Here is a 13,845-nt window from a genome sequence, read left to right as displayed (position 1 = left end):
GTTCCCACGCGTTACTCACCCGTCCGCCGCTGACACCCGAAGGTGCCCGCTCGACTTGCATGTGTTAAGCCTGCCGCCAGCGTTCGCTCTGAGCCAGGATCAAACTCTCACGTTGAAGAGATTGATCTGGCCGATCACGTAATTCTCAGACGGAGCCTCACAATCGATCCCGCAGCGCTTCACAGCGCGACGAAATCGGTGAGCTCAAAAAGAGATCCGACGATCGGCACTAGTCTCTCACTTGTCGAAGCCGAAGCTCCGACCGCAAGGACAAACGCCGTCCGCGTCTCCCTTCCTCAAATCCAACAATGTCAAAGACCCAGGCGAACCGGTGACCGGGCCGCCATCGACAGAACGACGATCCGGGCCAAAACCCCGATCACCCGCTTGTCCGACTGGGAGAACCGTGATACCGGCCAGACCATCCGGTCGGCCGCCTCAGCGGTGGAGGGCGCCTAGAGCCCGCCGATCCCCCTGTCAACCCCGCCGCCGAACCCGCCGAAGCGAACCCGACCCCGAAGCCAGCATCGGACAAAAACAGACCATCGCCCGGCAAACCCGCCGGCCAATCGCCGATCCTGTCAGAAGATGCCTCAGCGCCCGGTCCACTTCCGCGGCCGGCGCCGATGAACAGGGGTATACGCACACCAACCCGGGTCGTCAACACCGGTCGGAACGTTTTCGCGGGGCGGTCCGGATCGACCCCCCTCCCCTCTCGGTTCGTGGCCGGAAATTCCCTCGCGGGCACACGCTGCGTAGAGAGGTGTGGCGCCTCAATCTCGACAAGCTGCCCCCCGAGATGAACGGACCGCGTGCGGACGGCGCGGGCGTGCCCGTCCTTCGACCCTCATGACCAGCGAGAGCCCCGTGCGCCGTCGTCTTTCCGGGACCTTCGAGTGAAGCGCGAGCGACTCAAGATCGGCGACGTGGCCGCCCTCGCCCCCGGCGTCGGCCGCGGGGTCCAGGCGCCCCTCGACCTTCTCGGTGCGGACGCGACCCAGATCGATCGCCGGGCCGTCAATCTCCGTTGGCTTTGCGCCAGCACTCTCACGGGTCTGACCGGCGCGGGCCTGATCGCTGCGGCGCTCCACGTTTCCCTGCAGGGCGATGTCTCCTTCGCGGCGATCCCCGAGAAGGCGACGATCATGCCGCGGCCGCAACCGAGCGAGAGTGGCGCCAACCTTGCCCGCAAGGGTGACCGGCTGGTGCGCAACCTCATGATCGCCTCGGCCAAGCAGAGTTTCCGCGCCCCGGTCACGGTCCGTCTGGGAGACCGCGAGATCATCAAGGCCAAGGCCTTCGTGCGGATCACCACGCCCCTGTCCATGACGACGGGGGTGTATGCCGGCGAGCTGCCTCGGTTCGACCCGATGAAGTTCGTCTCCGACGAGCCGTTGGAGCGTGCCCCCGATGCGGCTGCCGACGCGCCCGGGGCGGAGGTCACGGTGGTCAAGCGCGACCTGGCGGACGCGACCATAGACGCCAACGCCCCGGCGCTCACCGACGACGACGTGACCGCGCAGGTGGAGGAGGAGCGCCGGATCGCCGCCGAGGCCGGGCGCCGGGCGGCCATCCCGATCGCCCCGCAGATCCTCCTGTCCCGCACCCTCCAGCAGGGTGCCGCCGGCGGTGATGCGGAGAGTTCGGCCGCCAAGGACGCCAACCCGTTCAAGGCGATCGAGGTGCTGGTCGTGCCTGAGAACGTCACCAAGGTCGCCAAGGTCGAGCTGAAGCCGAACGAGGCGCCGCTCGTTGAGGAGCGCGACATCGCGCTGAAGCGTGGCGAGACCCTGGAGGGCATCCTCAAGGCCACCGGCCTGGCGGGGGACGAGCAGATCCGTGGGATCGTTGCGGCGCTCGGCGGCAAATCCCGTACGGCCGCGCTGCCGGAAGGCCAGCAGATGCGGGTGCAGATCGCCCCCGGGCCCCATCCCGGCGATCCGCGCCAGGTTACCCGCGTCGTCTTGTACGGCGAGAACGGCATTGAGGGCATCGCGGCGCTCAACGACCGGAGTGCCTTCGTCTCGGTGGCACCGCCGACCGAGGAGACCCCGTCCTCCAAGCCGCAGCCGCAGGCGGATTCCGGGGAGGATGACGAGGAGGATTCCGGCTCCGGCCCCCGCCTCTACCAGAGCCTCTACGAGACGGCCGCGCGCCACGACCTCCCGCGGGCCACCGTCGAGGACATCGTCCGGGTCTTCAGCTACGACCTGGACTTCCAGCGCCGGATCGCGAACGGCGACGGGCTCGACGTGTTCTACACCTATGATGACGAAGCCGGGGCCGACCGGCCGGACCTGCTCTATGCCGCCCTGACGCTGGGGGGCGAGACGCGCAAGGTCTACCGCTTCCAGTCGCCGGATGACGGCACGATCGACTATCTCGACGAGCAGGGGCGGTCCCTGAAGAAGTTCCTGCTGCGCAAGCCGATTCCGGACGGGATCATGCGCTCCGGCTTCGGCTATCGGATGCACCCGGTGCTCGGCTACGCCAAGCTGCATACCGGCGTCGATTGGGCGAACCCGATCGGCACCCCGATCGCGGCGGCCGGCAACGGCGTGGTGATCCGCGCCGAGATGACCTCGGGCTACGGCAACCGCGTCGAGATCCAGCATATCAACGGCTACGTGACCACCTACAACCACATGTCGCGGTTCGGCCGCGGGGTGAAAGAAGGCGTCCGGGTCCGGCAGGGCCAGATCATCGGCTATCTCGGCTCGACGGGCCTCTCGACCGGTCCGCACCTGCACTACGAGGTGATCATCAACGGCCACTTCGTCGACCCGATGAAGATCCGCGTGCCGCGCGGCCGCGAGCTCGACGGACGGATGCTCACCGAGTTCAAGCGCCAGCGCGAGCAGATCGACGCGACCATGCTGAAATCGAAGAGCGCCACGGCGTTGGCGCAGCGGGACGCGGCCGTGCGCTGAGCACAGCCGTCGGTTCAGGCGAAGCCGAGGCGGGCGCGGAGTTCTTCGGGCGTGACGCCCGCCTGCCTGAGATCAGCGAGGCTCTGCGAGCCCCGGGACTTGGCGAGCTTCTCGCCGTCGGGATCCAGGATCAGCGCGTGGTGGTGGTAGCGCGGCCTCGGCAGAGCAAGCAGACATTGCAGCAACACGTGGAGGTCGGCCGCCGCTTCGAGGTCGCGGCCGCGGACCACGTGGGTAATCCCCTCCGCCGCGTCGTCGTGGACGACGGACAGATGGTAACTCGTCGGCACGTCGCGGCGGGCGATGACGGCGTCTCCCCAGCGGGACGGGTCGGCCACGATCCAGCGCGTGTCGGCCGCGTCGAAGGTTTCGTAGCCCAACGCATCGCCCGCGCAGCGCAGGGCCGCTGCCATGTCCAGGCGCCAGGTATGCGGCTCGCCGCGGGCCAGGCGTTCGGCCCGGATCGGCGGATCGAGCCCGCGACAGGTGCGGGGATAGAGCGGCGCGCCATCCGGATCGTGCGGGGTATCGGCCATGGCACCCGCGCGTGCCCGGATCTGCCCGCGGGAGCAGAAGCACGGATAGGCGAGTCCGCGGTCGATCAGACGCTGGAGCGTCGCCCGGTAGGATTCCATGTGGCGGGACTGGCGCCGCACCGGCTCCGGGTAGGTCAGGCCGAGCCAGGCGAGGTCGGCGACGATCGCATCGATCAGGTCCTGCTTCGAGCGGAGCGGATCGATATCCTCGATGCGCAGGCGGCAGAGGCCGCCCATCCGCCGCGCCAGTCGCGCGTTGAGCAGGGCCGAATAGGCGTGGCCGAGATGGAGCCGTCCGTTCGGGCTCGGCGCGAAACGGAGGATCGGCGCGTCCGGCCTCACCCGTCGCGGTGGCGCAGGCAGCGCGGCTCGGCCGTCTGGCAGGCGATGCCGGGCAGCGAGCAGGCAGGACCGTCGGCCAGGCGTTGGCAGACGCGGCAGCCGTCGGTCCATTCGAGGCAGGCCGGGTCGTCGGCCACCGAGTGTGCCGGGGCGGGGTGCCGGGCGGGCAGGAGCTCACCGAGAAGCACCGTTGCGACCACGAGGATCGCGATGCCCCAGGCAGCGAGGGCGCCGCTCGACGAGCGCGGTGCGGGCGGCTGGTAGGAGTCTGTCGACATAGGCTTTCTGTTGGCGCGGGGAGCGGCTGGCTGTCAACGCGGGCGTGGCGGTCTCAGGCGGCCTGCGCGGTGCGGCGTTCCAGGAGGGCCGGCAGCAGCTTCAGGTTGAGGGGCTTGGCCAGGAAGCCGTCGAAACCGGCCGCGCGGGCGGCGATCTCGTCCTCCCTCCCGGCATTGGCGGTGAGCGCCACGAGGTGAAGCCGGGCCCCCTCCCCTGCCGTTTCCGCGGCGCGGATCCGGCGGGCGGTCTCGTGGCCGTCGAGCCGGGGCATGCGCACGTCGATCAGCGCGAGGTCGAACGGCCCGTCCGATTCCAGGCGCTCCAGCGCCTCGACGCCGTCGACCGCGTGGACCACCGCGGCGCCGAGGCGCTCCAGGGCACGCGTGGCCAGCAGGGCGTTGATCGGGTTGTCCTCGGCCAGGAGGACACGCTGGCCGGTCCCGGTCCGCGCCGGGGTGGGAACCGGGGCGGGGGCGGCTTCGACCGCGACCGGCGGGGCGAGCAGACGCTCGAACAGCGAGCGCGCCCGGACCGGCTTGATCAGATAGCCGTCGAACCCGCGCTCGCCTGGCGCCCCGAAGCCGCGGCGGTCGAAGGGCGAGAGCAGAACCAGGCTGCAGCGCACACCGCAGGCATGCGCGGCGTCGGCGATCTGGCGGACTGCGGCGTCGCCCAACGCCCGGTCGGCCAGCACCGCATCGAAGGCCGCGCCCGACAGGGCGTCGAGGCCGTCCTCCAGGGTTCCCACGATGACGGTGGCTGCTCCCGCCCGGGACAGGCTGCGGGCGAGGTAGGGGGCCTGGTAGGGCGAATCGGCCACGATCAGGCAGCGTTGGCCTTCGAGCCCCGGCAGCGGAGCAGGGCTGGGGTGTGCGCCCTCGGCTTCCGGCAGGGGCAGGACGACCCGGAAGGTCGAGCCGCGGCCGACGCGCGAATCCGCGTCGATCCCGCCACCCATGCGGGTTACCAGCCTGCGGGTGATGGCGAGGCCGAGGCCGGTGCCCTCATGGCTGCGGCTGGCGCTGCCGTCGCCCTGCTCGAACTCCTCGAACAGGATCGGCAGGCGGTCCGCCGGGATGCCCGGGCCGGTATCGGATACGGAAAGCACCGCCTCCCCTCCCCCGTCCGTCATGCGGGCAAAGCTGAGGCTGACGCCGACGCCGCCGCGCTCGGTGAACTTGATGGCGTTGCCGGCGAGATTGATGAGGATCTGCCGCACCCGGTCGGCGTCGCCGATGAGCCCGCGGGGGAAGTCCTCGGTCACGTCGAGGGCGATCTCGATGCCCTTGTCCTGCGCCCGGGGGGCGAGGAGCTCGACGACGCTCTCGGCCAGCGCCGGCAGGTTGAAGGGCTCGGCGGCGAGGTCCAGGCGCCCGGCCTCGATCCGGGAGAAATCAAGGACGCCGTCGATCAGCCCGAGCAGGGCCTGGCCGCTGGTGCGCACGGCCTCGACATAGGTTCGCTGCTCCAGATCGAGATGCGTGCCGAGCACCAACTCGGCCATGCCCAAAATGCCGTTGAGCGGCGTGCGCATCTCGTGGCTGACGGTCGCGAGGAAGCGCGACTTCGCCACGCTGGCAGCCTCGGCGCGTTCGAGCGCCGCATCGCGGCTGCGCAAGGCCTCGACCCGGGCGGTCACGTCGCGGCCGGCGCGCAGCCAGTGCGTCGCGTCGCCGTGGGCCACCGGCATCTCCACGAAGGCGAACCAGCGGACCTGGCCGTCCACTGAGCGGATCTGCGCCTCCATGCGGCGGACCCCGTCCTCGCCGACCTCGACCGCGCTCCGCTCCAGGATCTCGAGATCGATCTGCGTGCCGAGCAGGTCGATGGCCGGGCGGCCGAGCAGCTGCGCATAAGCGTCATTGGCGTAAGTGATCCGCCCGCGGGCATCGCGCTGAACGATCACCTCCGTGGTGGCCGCCACCAGGGCGCGGTAGCGGTCCTCGCTCTCGCTGATCCGCCAGATGCGGTCGTGCAGCCGCTCGGCCTCCGCCTCGTCCGGATCGGAGCGCCGGGCCCGCCAATGGCCGAGCGCGAGGGCTGCCGCGATCAGCAGCGCAAGCACGAGCGCGATATCCTTGACGACCATGGCTGCCTCCCCGGCTGCATGCAGGCCGGCTTGGGGCAGGATCGCAGGGGAAGCTGAAGGCGGCGTTGGGAAAAGCGCTTAACCGCCGGTTGCGCCGATCGGAGCTGCGGAATGCTAAACGTCGTCGCAGCCCGATCCGAAGTCCGGCTCGCGAGTTGCCTGCCAGGACAAACGGTCCGGACGGAGATAGAACATATGCCGGGTGAGCATTACGACGTGATCATCGTCGGATCCGGCCCCGGCGGCGGGACGATGGCATGGCGTCTGGCCCAGACGGGCAAGCGCATCCTCCTGATCGAGCGCGGCGACTACCTGCTGCGCGAGCCGCGCAACTGGGACAGCCAGGCGGTGATCGTCGACGGCATCTACCAGACGAAAGAGACTTGGTATTCCTCGACTGGCAACAGCTTCCAGCCGGGCCTGCATTACTACGTGGGCGGCAATTCGAAATTCTACGGCTCGATCCTGTTCCGCCTGCGCGAGAAGGACTTTTCGGACATTCGGCACGAGGACGGCATCGCCCCGGCCTGGCCCGTGGGCTACGACGAGTTCGAGCCGCACTACCAGGCCGCCGAGGAGCTGTTCCACGTCCACGGCCAGCGCGGCGAGGATCCGACCGAGCCCTGGTCACGCAAGCCCTACGCGCATCCGCCGGTCTCGCACGAGCCGCGGATCCAGCAATTGTTCGACGATCTGAAGGGCAGCGGCCACCACCCATTCCACCTGCCGGTGGGCGTGCGGCTGGTGGAGAAGGACGGGCGGGCCGTCTCCACCTCCCCCTGCATCAAGTGCGAATCCTTCGACGGCTTCCCCTGCCCGACCAACGGCAAGTCCGATGCCCAGACCATGGTGGTCGATCCGGCCCTGCGCGACTGCCCGAACCTGACGCTCTCGACCCGCACCTATGTCGAACGCCTGGTCACCGACCCGACCGGCGGCAGCGTCACCGGTGTGGTCGGCACGCGCGACGACGCGCCGTTCGAGGCCTCGGCCGATCTCGTCGTGGTGGCCTGCGGGGCGCTGTCCTCGGCGCTGCTGCTGCTGCGCTCCGCCAGCGACCAGCACCCGGACGGCCTCGCCAACGGCTCCGGCCAGGTTGGGCGCAACTACATGCGCCACAACAACTCGACGGTTCTGGCGATCTCCAAGATGCCGAACCCGACCCGCTTCCAGAAGACCCTCGGCCTCAACGATTTTTATTTCGGCGACCCCGACCCGAAGGACGATTGGAATTTTCCACTCGGCCACATCCAGATGGTCGGCAAGTCCGACGGGGCCCAGATCCACGGCGAGGGGCTGCCAGGCTTCCTGCAATGGTTCCCCAACAAGCCGTTCGACTGGATCGCCAAGCATTCCGTCGATTTCTGGCTGACCTCGGAGGATATCCCACTCGCCCAGAACCGGGTCTATTATAAGGACGGCAAGGTCCATCTCGATCTTACCGAGACCAACGTCGAGGCGCACAAGCGCCTACGCCGCAAGCTGCAGGAGATCTGCAGCTTCACGGACATGCACCCGCACCTGTTCGACCGGTCGCTCTATCTCGGCAAGAACGTTCCGATCGGCGGCACCGCTCACCAGGCCGGGACCCTGCGGTTCGGTGACGATCCCAAGACCTCCGTGCTCGACCGGCACTGCAAGGCGCATGAGCTCGACAATCTCTACGTGACCGATGCGAGCTTCTTCCCGTCGATCGGCGCCGTGAACCCGACCCTGACGATCATCGCCAATGCCCTGCGGGTGGCCGAGCATCTGGTCGACCGGATGGGCGCCACGGACGAGATCGCGCCGCCGCGCCTGTTCGACCACACCGAGCCGCGGGAGCCCGTTCCGGCGTAAGTGTGTCGCTCTGCTATACGGGGGGATCGCCCTCGAACCGATCGTCCCGCCCTTGGCCATCGATCACATCGATCTCAGCCGGATCGACCTGAACCTGCTGGTTGCCCTGGATGCGCTGCTCGACGAGCGCAGCGTCACCGGGGCGGCCGCCCGGATCGGCGTCGGCCAGTCGGCGATGAGTTCGAGCCTCGCCCGGCTGCGACGCCTCTTCGACGACGAGTTGCTCACCCGGGCCCCCGACGGCATGCGGCCGACGCCCCGGGCCCTGAAGCTCGCCGAGCCGTTGCGGGCGACGCTGCGGCAGGTGCAGGCTTTGGTTCATCGGGAGGAGCGGTTCGATCCGGCCACCGTTGAGCGCAGCTTCACGATCAGCCTGCCCGACAGCGTCGAGGTCTTGCTCGGGCCCCGGTTGATCGCGGAGCTGCGCCGGGAAGCCCCGGGGATCCGTTTGCTGCTGCGCTCCATCGAGCGGACCCGCATCCTCGACGAACTCGATGCCGACCAAGTCGATCTCGCCATCGGGTTCTTTTCGGAGGGGCAGATCCACCACAAGCAGCGGCTGCTCTACCGGGACAGCTACGTGGTGTTGTTCAACGCTGGCCTGATCGGGCTCCAGCCGCCGATCGGCCTCGACGACTACCTGCGCTTCCCACACGTGCTGACCTCCCTGCGGGAGACCGCTCATGGTGTGGTGGACGACGCCCTGGCGCTGATCGGGCGCTCACGCGTTCTCGCGGTGACGACGCCGCGCTTCCTCGTGGTGCCGTTCCTCGTCCGCGCCGCACCGGTGATCGCCACCATGCATGCGCGGCTCGCGACCTCTTTTGCCAGCGCGTTGTCGCTCGCGGTCAGCCCGGTGCCGGTGGCGCTGGACGAGGTGGCGGTCTCGATGCTGTGGCACGCATCCTACGACCGCGACCCCGCTCACCGCTGGCTGCGTGACCTGCTGGTGCGGCTCGCCACCGAGGCGCCGGCCTTCGGGATGCTGTGACGGTCGCTTCGATAAACGCGTTTCACCAACCAAAACCGTCATTGCGAGCGGAGCGAAGCAACCGAGGGAAACGCTACATTCGGCGAGTGCGCGCTGCCCTGGGCTGCTTCGCTGCGCTCGCAATGACGGAGAAGGCGGTGTGACCTTCCCCGAACCTCACAAGCAGGGATCGGCCGCGGCTTCGAGCCGGCCGCTGGCGATGGCGGCGCGAAACAGGCTGAAATCCTCGGCGTTGCGGGCCGCATAGGCGGTGGCCCAGTCGGCCAGGGCTTCGCGCAGGTCCGGCCGCTTGCCGCTGCCACAATAGCCGGCGATCGCTGCAGCATCGCCGGTCCGGGCATGGGCCCGGGCCAGGAGTGCGCCGTAGGCGTACGAGAAGGTCAGGAGCGGCGGCCCTGACATCTCGGCCAGCGGGATCGCGCCTTTCAGATTCTTCATCTGGCGCACGTAGTATGGCCTGTCGTCGATCGTGGTCCAGCCGAGCAGCGGATCGCCCACCGCCTGGAGCAGGCGCTGCCCGTAGATGACGCGCTCGCCCTCGTGGCCGGCATAGGGCTCGGGCATGCCGGGCAGATACGGCGCGTGCGCCGGGCGGACCGCCTCCTTGACCTGGAGGAACAGCGCGTCCCGGTCGGAATTGCCGCAGAGCAGCGCCACGTAAGCCCGGGTCCCGACGCTGCCGACCCCGACGACCCGGTGGGCGACATCGATGACTTGGTATCGGTCGAGCATGAACCGCCGCTCACGCGGCAGGGTCTCGGCGTAGCGCTCCAGCCCGGTGACGATGCTCTGCCGGGTGGCGTCATCCACCGGGGTAAGGATCGGGGGATCGGTCCGAAACCGCCAGCCGCCGTCGATGCGCCGCTCGGCGACCTGGGCCAGGAGGCTGCGGTTGTTCTTGCGCCGAGCCTTGTCCACGGCCCGGCGGACCACCGAGCGCGCCTCCGAATCCATGCGGATCCCGCCGAGATGCTCCGCATCCGCGCGGGTGGTCTGGTACCAGACTTCGAGCGATCCCTGCGGCGCCAGCCGCCGCATCGTACGCTGGTAGCCGGATACCGCCGTCATCACGGCGGTGCGGGTGGAATCCGGAGGCGTACCGGCGTCGCCTGTGGCGACCGCGATGCCGGCGCAGAGACGCTTCAGGTCCCATTCCCACGGGCCGACCGTGACCTCGTCGAAATCGTTGAGATCGAGGACGATATCCCGCTGCGGCGTGCCGAACAGGCCGAAATTGTCGATATGGGCGTCGCCGTTCATCACCACGTCGATGCTGCTGCGGGGGCCGCGCGACAGGTCCCAGGCCATGACATGCGCGGCGCCGCGCAGGAATGCGAACGGGCTCGTCGCCATCCGGGCGACCCGCAGCGGGATGAGATGCGCCTGCCGGCCCTCGTGGGCTGCCTCGATCAGGCTGATCGGATCGGGACGATCCGACTCGGTGCGCAGGACCGCGTGCTCCGCGTGCGGGACCTTCGCCCGCAGGGCCTTGCCGGCCTGTCGGCGCTTGTCCCAGGGCTCGACGCCCGCCCGCAGATCGATCTTCGGAAAATCGGCCAGGGGGACCAGCACCACGTCCTCGGCGGGCGCCCCGGAGGCCGGATGTGCCGCCGCGTGCCGGGTCTCGTCGCTGCGCACCTGGTCCATGATTTCCCGCCGAACCGAACGCACGAAGACCTTGACCGTACTCGGTCGTTCCGAGCCGGCTTCATCCCCGTACACGATAGGATTGGCCCGACTCTGTGACCATTCAGCTCGTGACGGCCCTTGACCACCTTACAGGCCAGTCCTCTAACCGATCGCTTATGCGGAGGGCGTCTGTCCCGACCCGATCCGTGCGGATCAAACCGACATGGTGGCGGGTGTATCAGGGGCGGACCGAACGGCGCCGTCGGGCGTCGCATCAGGTGGGACATCACATGCCCAAGGGCTCAGATCTTCTCGTTGCGGCCCTCGAGAACGAGGGCGTCGACCGCATCTTCGGCATCCCCGGCGAGGAGAATCTCGACGTCGTCGAATCGCTGCGCACGTCCAAGATCGAGCTGGTGCTGACCCGTCACGAGCAGGCGGCGAGCTTTATGGCCGCCACCCATGGCCGGCTGACAGGCCGGCCGGGCGTGTGCCTTTCGACGCTGGGCCCGGGCGCGCTGAACTTCTCCACCGGCGCCGCCTATGCCCATCTCGGCGCGATGCCGATGATCATCATCACCGGACAGAAGGGCATCCTGTCCTCGCGGCAGGCGAAGTTCCAGATCGTCGACGTGATCAGCTCGATGAAGCCGATCACCAAGATGGCCCGGCAGATCGTCTCCGCCTCGTCGATCCCCACCATCGTGCGCGACGCCTTCCGGGTCGCCACCGAGGAGCGGCCCGGTCCGGTGCTTCTGGAGCTGCCCGAGGACATCGCGGCCGAGCAGGCCGAGGCTTACGTCGTACCGCCGCACCCGATCGACATCCCGGTCGCCCACCCCACCGCGATCGACCGGGCCGCGGCGATGATCCTCAAGGCCCAGCGTCCGCTGGTGATGCTCGGCGCCGCCGCCAGCCGGCCCCGGGCCACGGGCGATCTCGGCGGCTTCGTCCGGCGCACGCAGATCCCGTTCTTCACCACCCAGATGGGCAAAGGCACGGTCGCCAGCGGCACCAGCCTGTACATGGGCACCGCCGCGCTCTCCGAGCGCGACTACGTCCACGAGGCGATCGACAAGGCCGACCTGATCATCGCGATCGGCCACGACACGATCGAGAAGCCGCCCTTCTTCATGGGCCAGGCCGATCAGAAGGTCCTGCACATCGGCTACATGCCGGCCAATGTCGAGCAGGTCTATTACCCCGATGCCGAGGTGGTCGGCGACCTCGGGCCGACCCTGAAGCTGCTCGCCGACAAGCTGGAGGGCAAGCTGCCCAACGCCGGGGCCCTGCTGCCCCTGCGCGAGCGCATCCTCAGCCATATCGCCGATCGGGCCGGCGAGGACCGCTTCCCGGTGACGCCGCAGCGGCTGGTGCGCGACGTGCGCCGGGTGATCCCCGAGGACGGGATCGTGTGCCTCGACAACGGCATGTACAAGATCTGGTTCGCCCGGAACTACCGCACCTACGTCGCCAACACGCTGCTCCTCGACAACGCGCTCGCCACCATGGGCGCCGGCCTGCCCTCGGCCATGATGGCGGCGATGCTCTACCCCAACCGCCGGGTGATGGCGGTGTGCGGCGACGGCGGCTTCATGATGAACAGCCAGGAGCTGGAGACCGCGGTGCGGCTCAGGCTCAACCTAGTGGTGCTGATCCTCGACGACTCGGCCTACGGCATGATCCGCTGGAAGCAGGCGGTCGATAAGTTTGCCGACTACGGGATGACCTTCGGCAATCCCGATTTCGTGCTCTACGCCCAATCCTACGGCGCCAAGGGCCACCGGGTCGAAGCCGTCAACGACCTCGTCCCGACCCTGGACCGTGCTTTCGCCGAAGGGGGCGTGCACCTCGTCGCGGTGCCGATCGACTATTCGGAGAACACGCGCGTGCTGGTCGAGGAATTGCGCGAAAAGGTGAAGCATTTCGAGCCGGCGGAGTGACCGCTTCGAAGAGATTTCGAAGAGTCGATCAGGGGGCATTGCGATGAATCCATTCACCTTCCAGACCACCCCAAACGTCCTGTTCGAGGTCGGCGCCTCCAAGAAGCTGCCGGAGATCGTCGGCACCTTCGGGGCCAAGCGTGTCCTGCTCGTGACCGACAAGGGCGTGCGCAAGGCCGGCCTCACCGAGGCCGCCGAATCCGCCCTGGCGGCGGCCGGCATCACCCTCGACGTCTACGAGGACGTGGTCGCCGACCCGCCCTCCACGGTGATCGAGGCGGCGGCCAAGCGCGCCCGGGAGCTGGGGACGGATCTCGTCCTCTCGATCGGCGGCGGCTCGGCGCTCGACACCGCCAAGCTGGTCGCCTACCTGGCGAAATCCGAGGAGCCGCTGGACTCGATCTACGGCGTCGGCCTCGCCAAAGGCGACCGGCTGCCGCTGATCCTGGTGCCGACCACCGCGGGCACCGGCTCCGAGGTGACGCCCATCTCCATCGTCACGACGCCGACCACCGAGAAGAAGGGCGTGGTCGCGCCCAAGCTCCTGCCCGATTGGGCGGTGCTCGATCCCGAGCTGACGCTCGGTCTGCCGGCCGCCGTCACCGCGGCCACCGGCATCGACGCCATGGTCCACGCCATCGAGGCGTTCACCAGCAAGAACAAGAAGAACCCGATCTCGGACCAGCTCGCGAAGCAGGCCCTGGCGCTGCTCTCGGCCAACATCCGCACCGCCTGCTCGGACGGCAAGAACCTCGAGGCGCGCTCCGGCGTGCTGCTCGGCTCGATGCTCGCCGGCATGGCCTTCGCCAACGCCCCGGTGGCGGCGGTGCATGCCCTGGCCTATCCCGTCGGGGCGATCTTCCACGTGCCGCACGGGCTCTCGAACGCCCTGGTGCTGATGGGGGTGATGCGCTTCAACCTGTCCCACGCCGAGGCGCTCTACGCCGAGCTGGCGCCGATCCTGGACCCGGCCGCCCCCGACCTGCCGCCGGCCGAGGCCGCCGCCCGCTTCGTCGAATGCCTCGACGCGATCTGCCGCGACTGCAAGGTCCCGGCCTCGCTCGCGGAGGTCGGCGTCGCGCAGAAAGATCTGGAGCGGATGGCCACCGATGCGATGAAGCAGACGCGGCTCCTCGTGAACAACCCGCGCGAGGTCACCTACGACGACGCCTACGCGATCTACAGCGAGGCGCTCGGCGAGGCGCACCCGGCGGCCTGAGCGCCGCCTGAGAACCGGCCCGCCAAGGAGGCCGGATACCGCTGAGGA

Annotated in this window: 9 protein-coding genes and 1 rRNA gene; 5 read left to right on the top strand and 5 right to left on the bottom strand. The window is 68.9% G+C overall.

The window, feature by feature from the left end; genetic code table 11:
• Window positions 1-115, bottom strand: a 16S ribosomal RNA gene (locus AO398_RS07945); the annotation flags it as partial.
• A 781-nt stretch (window positions 116-896) separates the two neighbouring features.
• Between AO398_RS07945 and AO398_RS07940 the strand changes: the two genes are divergently transcribed.
• On the top strand, window positions 897-2,930 hold the full coding sequence (locus AO398_RS07940) for a M23 family metallopeptidase (protein ID WP_058191515.1): 2,034 nt from the start codon (window positions 897-899) through the stop codon (window positions 2,928-2,930).
• 14 nt (window positions 2,931-2,944) lie between these two features.
• On the opposite strand, the gene gluQRS is transcribed toward AO398_RS07940, so the two are convergent.
• From gluQRS to AO398_RS07925, 3 genes are read right to left on the bottom strand one after another with little or no spacing between them, the layout of a single operon-like run.
• On the bottom strand, window positions 2,945-3,808 hold the full coding sequence (gene gluQRS, locus AO398_RS07935; RefSeq protein ID WP_058191514.1) for a tRNA glutamyl-Q(34) synthetase GluQRS: 864 nt from the start codon (window positions 3,806-3,808) through the stop codon (window positions 2,945-2,947).
• Window positions 3,805-4,086 carry a hypothetical protein gene (locus tag AO398_RS07930; RefSeq protein ID WP_058191513.1) on the bottom strand — a complete coding sequence of 94 codons (282 nt, stop codon included), beginning with the start codon at window positions 4,084-4,086 and terminating at the stop codon, window positions 3,805-3,807. Before AO398_RS07930 ends, gluQRS begins: the two co-directional genes overlap by 4 nt.
• Before the next feature lie 53 nt (window positions 4,087-4,139).
• Window positions 4,140-6,176, bottom strand: a complete 2,037-nt coding sequence (locus AO398_RS07925) for an ATP-binding protein (protein WP_058191512.1) — start codon at window positions 6,174-6,176, stop codon at window positions 4,140-4,142.
• A gap of 195 nt (window positions 6,177-6,371) precedes the next feature.
• Here AO398_RS07925 and AO398_RS07920 point away from each other — a divergent pair, with 195 nt between their 5' ends.
• Both AO398_RS07920 and AO398_RS07915 read left to right on the top strand, forming a co-directional pair.
• Complete coding sequence (locus AO398_RS07920; protein WP_058191511.1) at window positions 6,372-8,015, top strand: GMC family oxidoreductase; 1,644 nt, start codon at window positions 6,372-6,374, stop codon at window positions 8,013-8,015.
• Between the two features lie 52 nt (window positions 8,016-8,067).
• Window positions 8,068-9,006, top strand: a complete 939-nt coding sequence (locus AO398_RS07915; RefSeq protein WP_058191510.1) for a LysR family transcriptional regulator — start codon at window positions 8,068-8,070, stop codon at window positions 9,004-9,006.
• A gap of 156 nt (window positions 9,007-9,162) precedes the next feature.
• On the opposite strand, the gene AO398_RS07910 is transcribed toward AO398_RS07915, so the two are convergent.
• On the bottom strand, window positions 9,163-10,653 hold the full coding sequence (locus tag AO398_RS07910) for a DUF2252 domain-containing protein (protein WP_201025728.1): 1,491 nt from the start codon (window positions 10,651-10,653) through the stop codon (window positions 9,163-9,165).
• Between the two features lie 272 nt (window positions 10,654-10,925).
• Between AO398_RS07910 and AO398_RS07905 the strand changes: the two genes are divergently transcribed.
• Both AO398_RS07905 and AO398_RS07900 read left to right on the top strand, forming a co-directional pair.
• The gene (locus AO398_RS07905) at window positions 10,926-12,578 is read left to right on the top strand and encodes an acetolactate synthase large subunit (RefSeq protein WP_058191509.1); all 1,653 of its coding nucleotides are present in this window, start codon (window positions 10,926-10,928) and stop codon (window positions 12,576-12,578) included.
• A 43-nt stretch (window positions 12,579-12,621) separates the two neighbouring features.
• Entirely contained in the window at window positions 12,622-13,797 is a 1,176-nt protein-coding gene (locus tag AO398_RS07900; RefSeq protein ID WP_058191508.1) for an iron-containing alcohol dehydrogenase, read from the top strand.
• Window positions 13,798-13,845: the final 48 nt, after the last annotated feature.

The sequence above is a fragment of the Methylobacterium sp. GXS13 genome, assembly GCF_001455965.1.
Lineage (GTDB): Bacteria > Pseudomonadota > Alphaproteobacteria > Rhizobiales > Beijerinckiaceae > Methylobacterium.
This window is presented reverse-complemented; position numbering and strand designations above follow the sequence as displayed.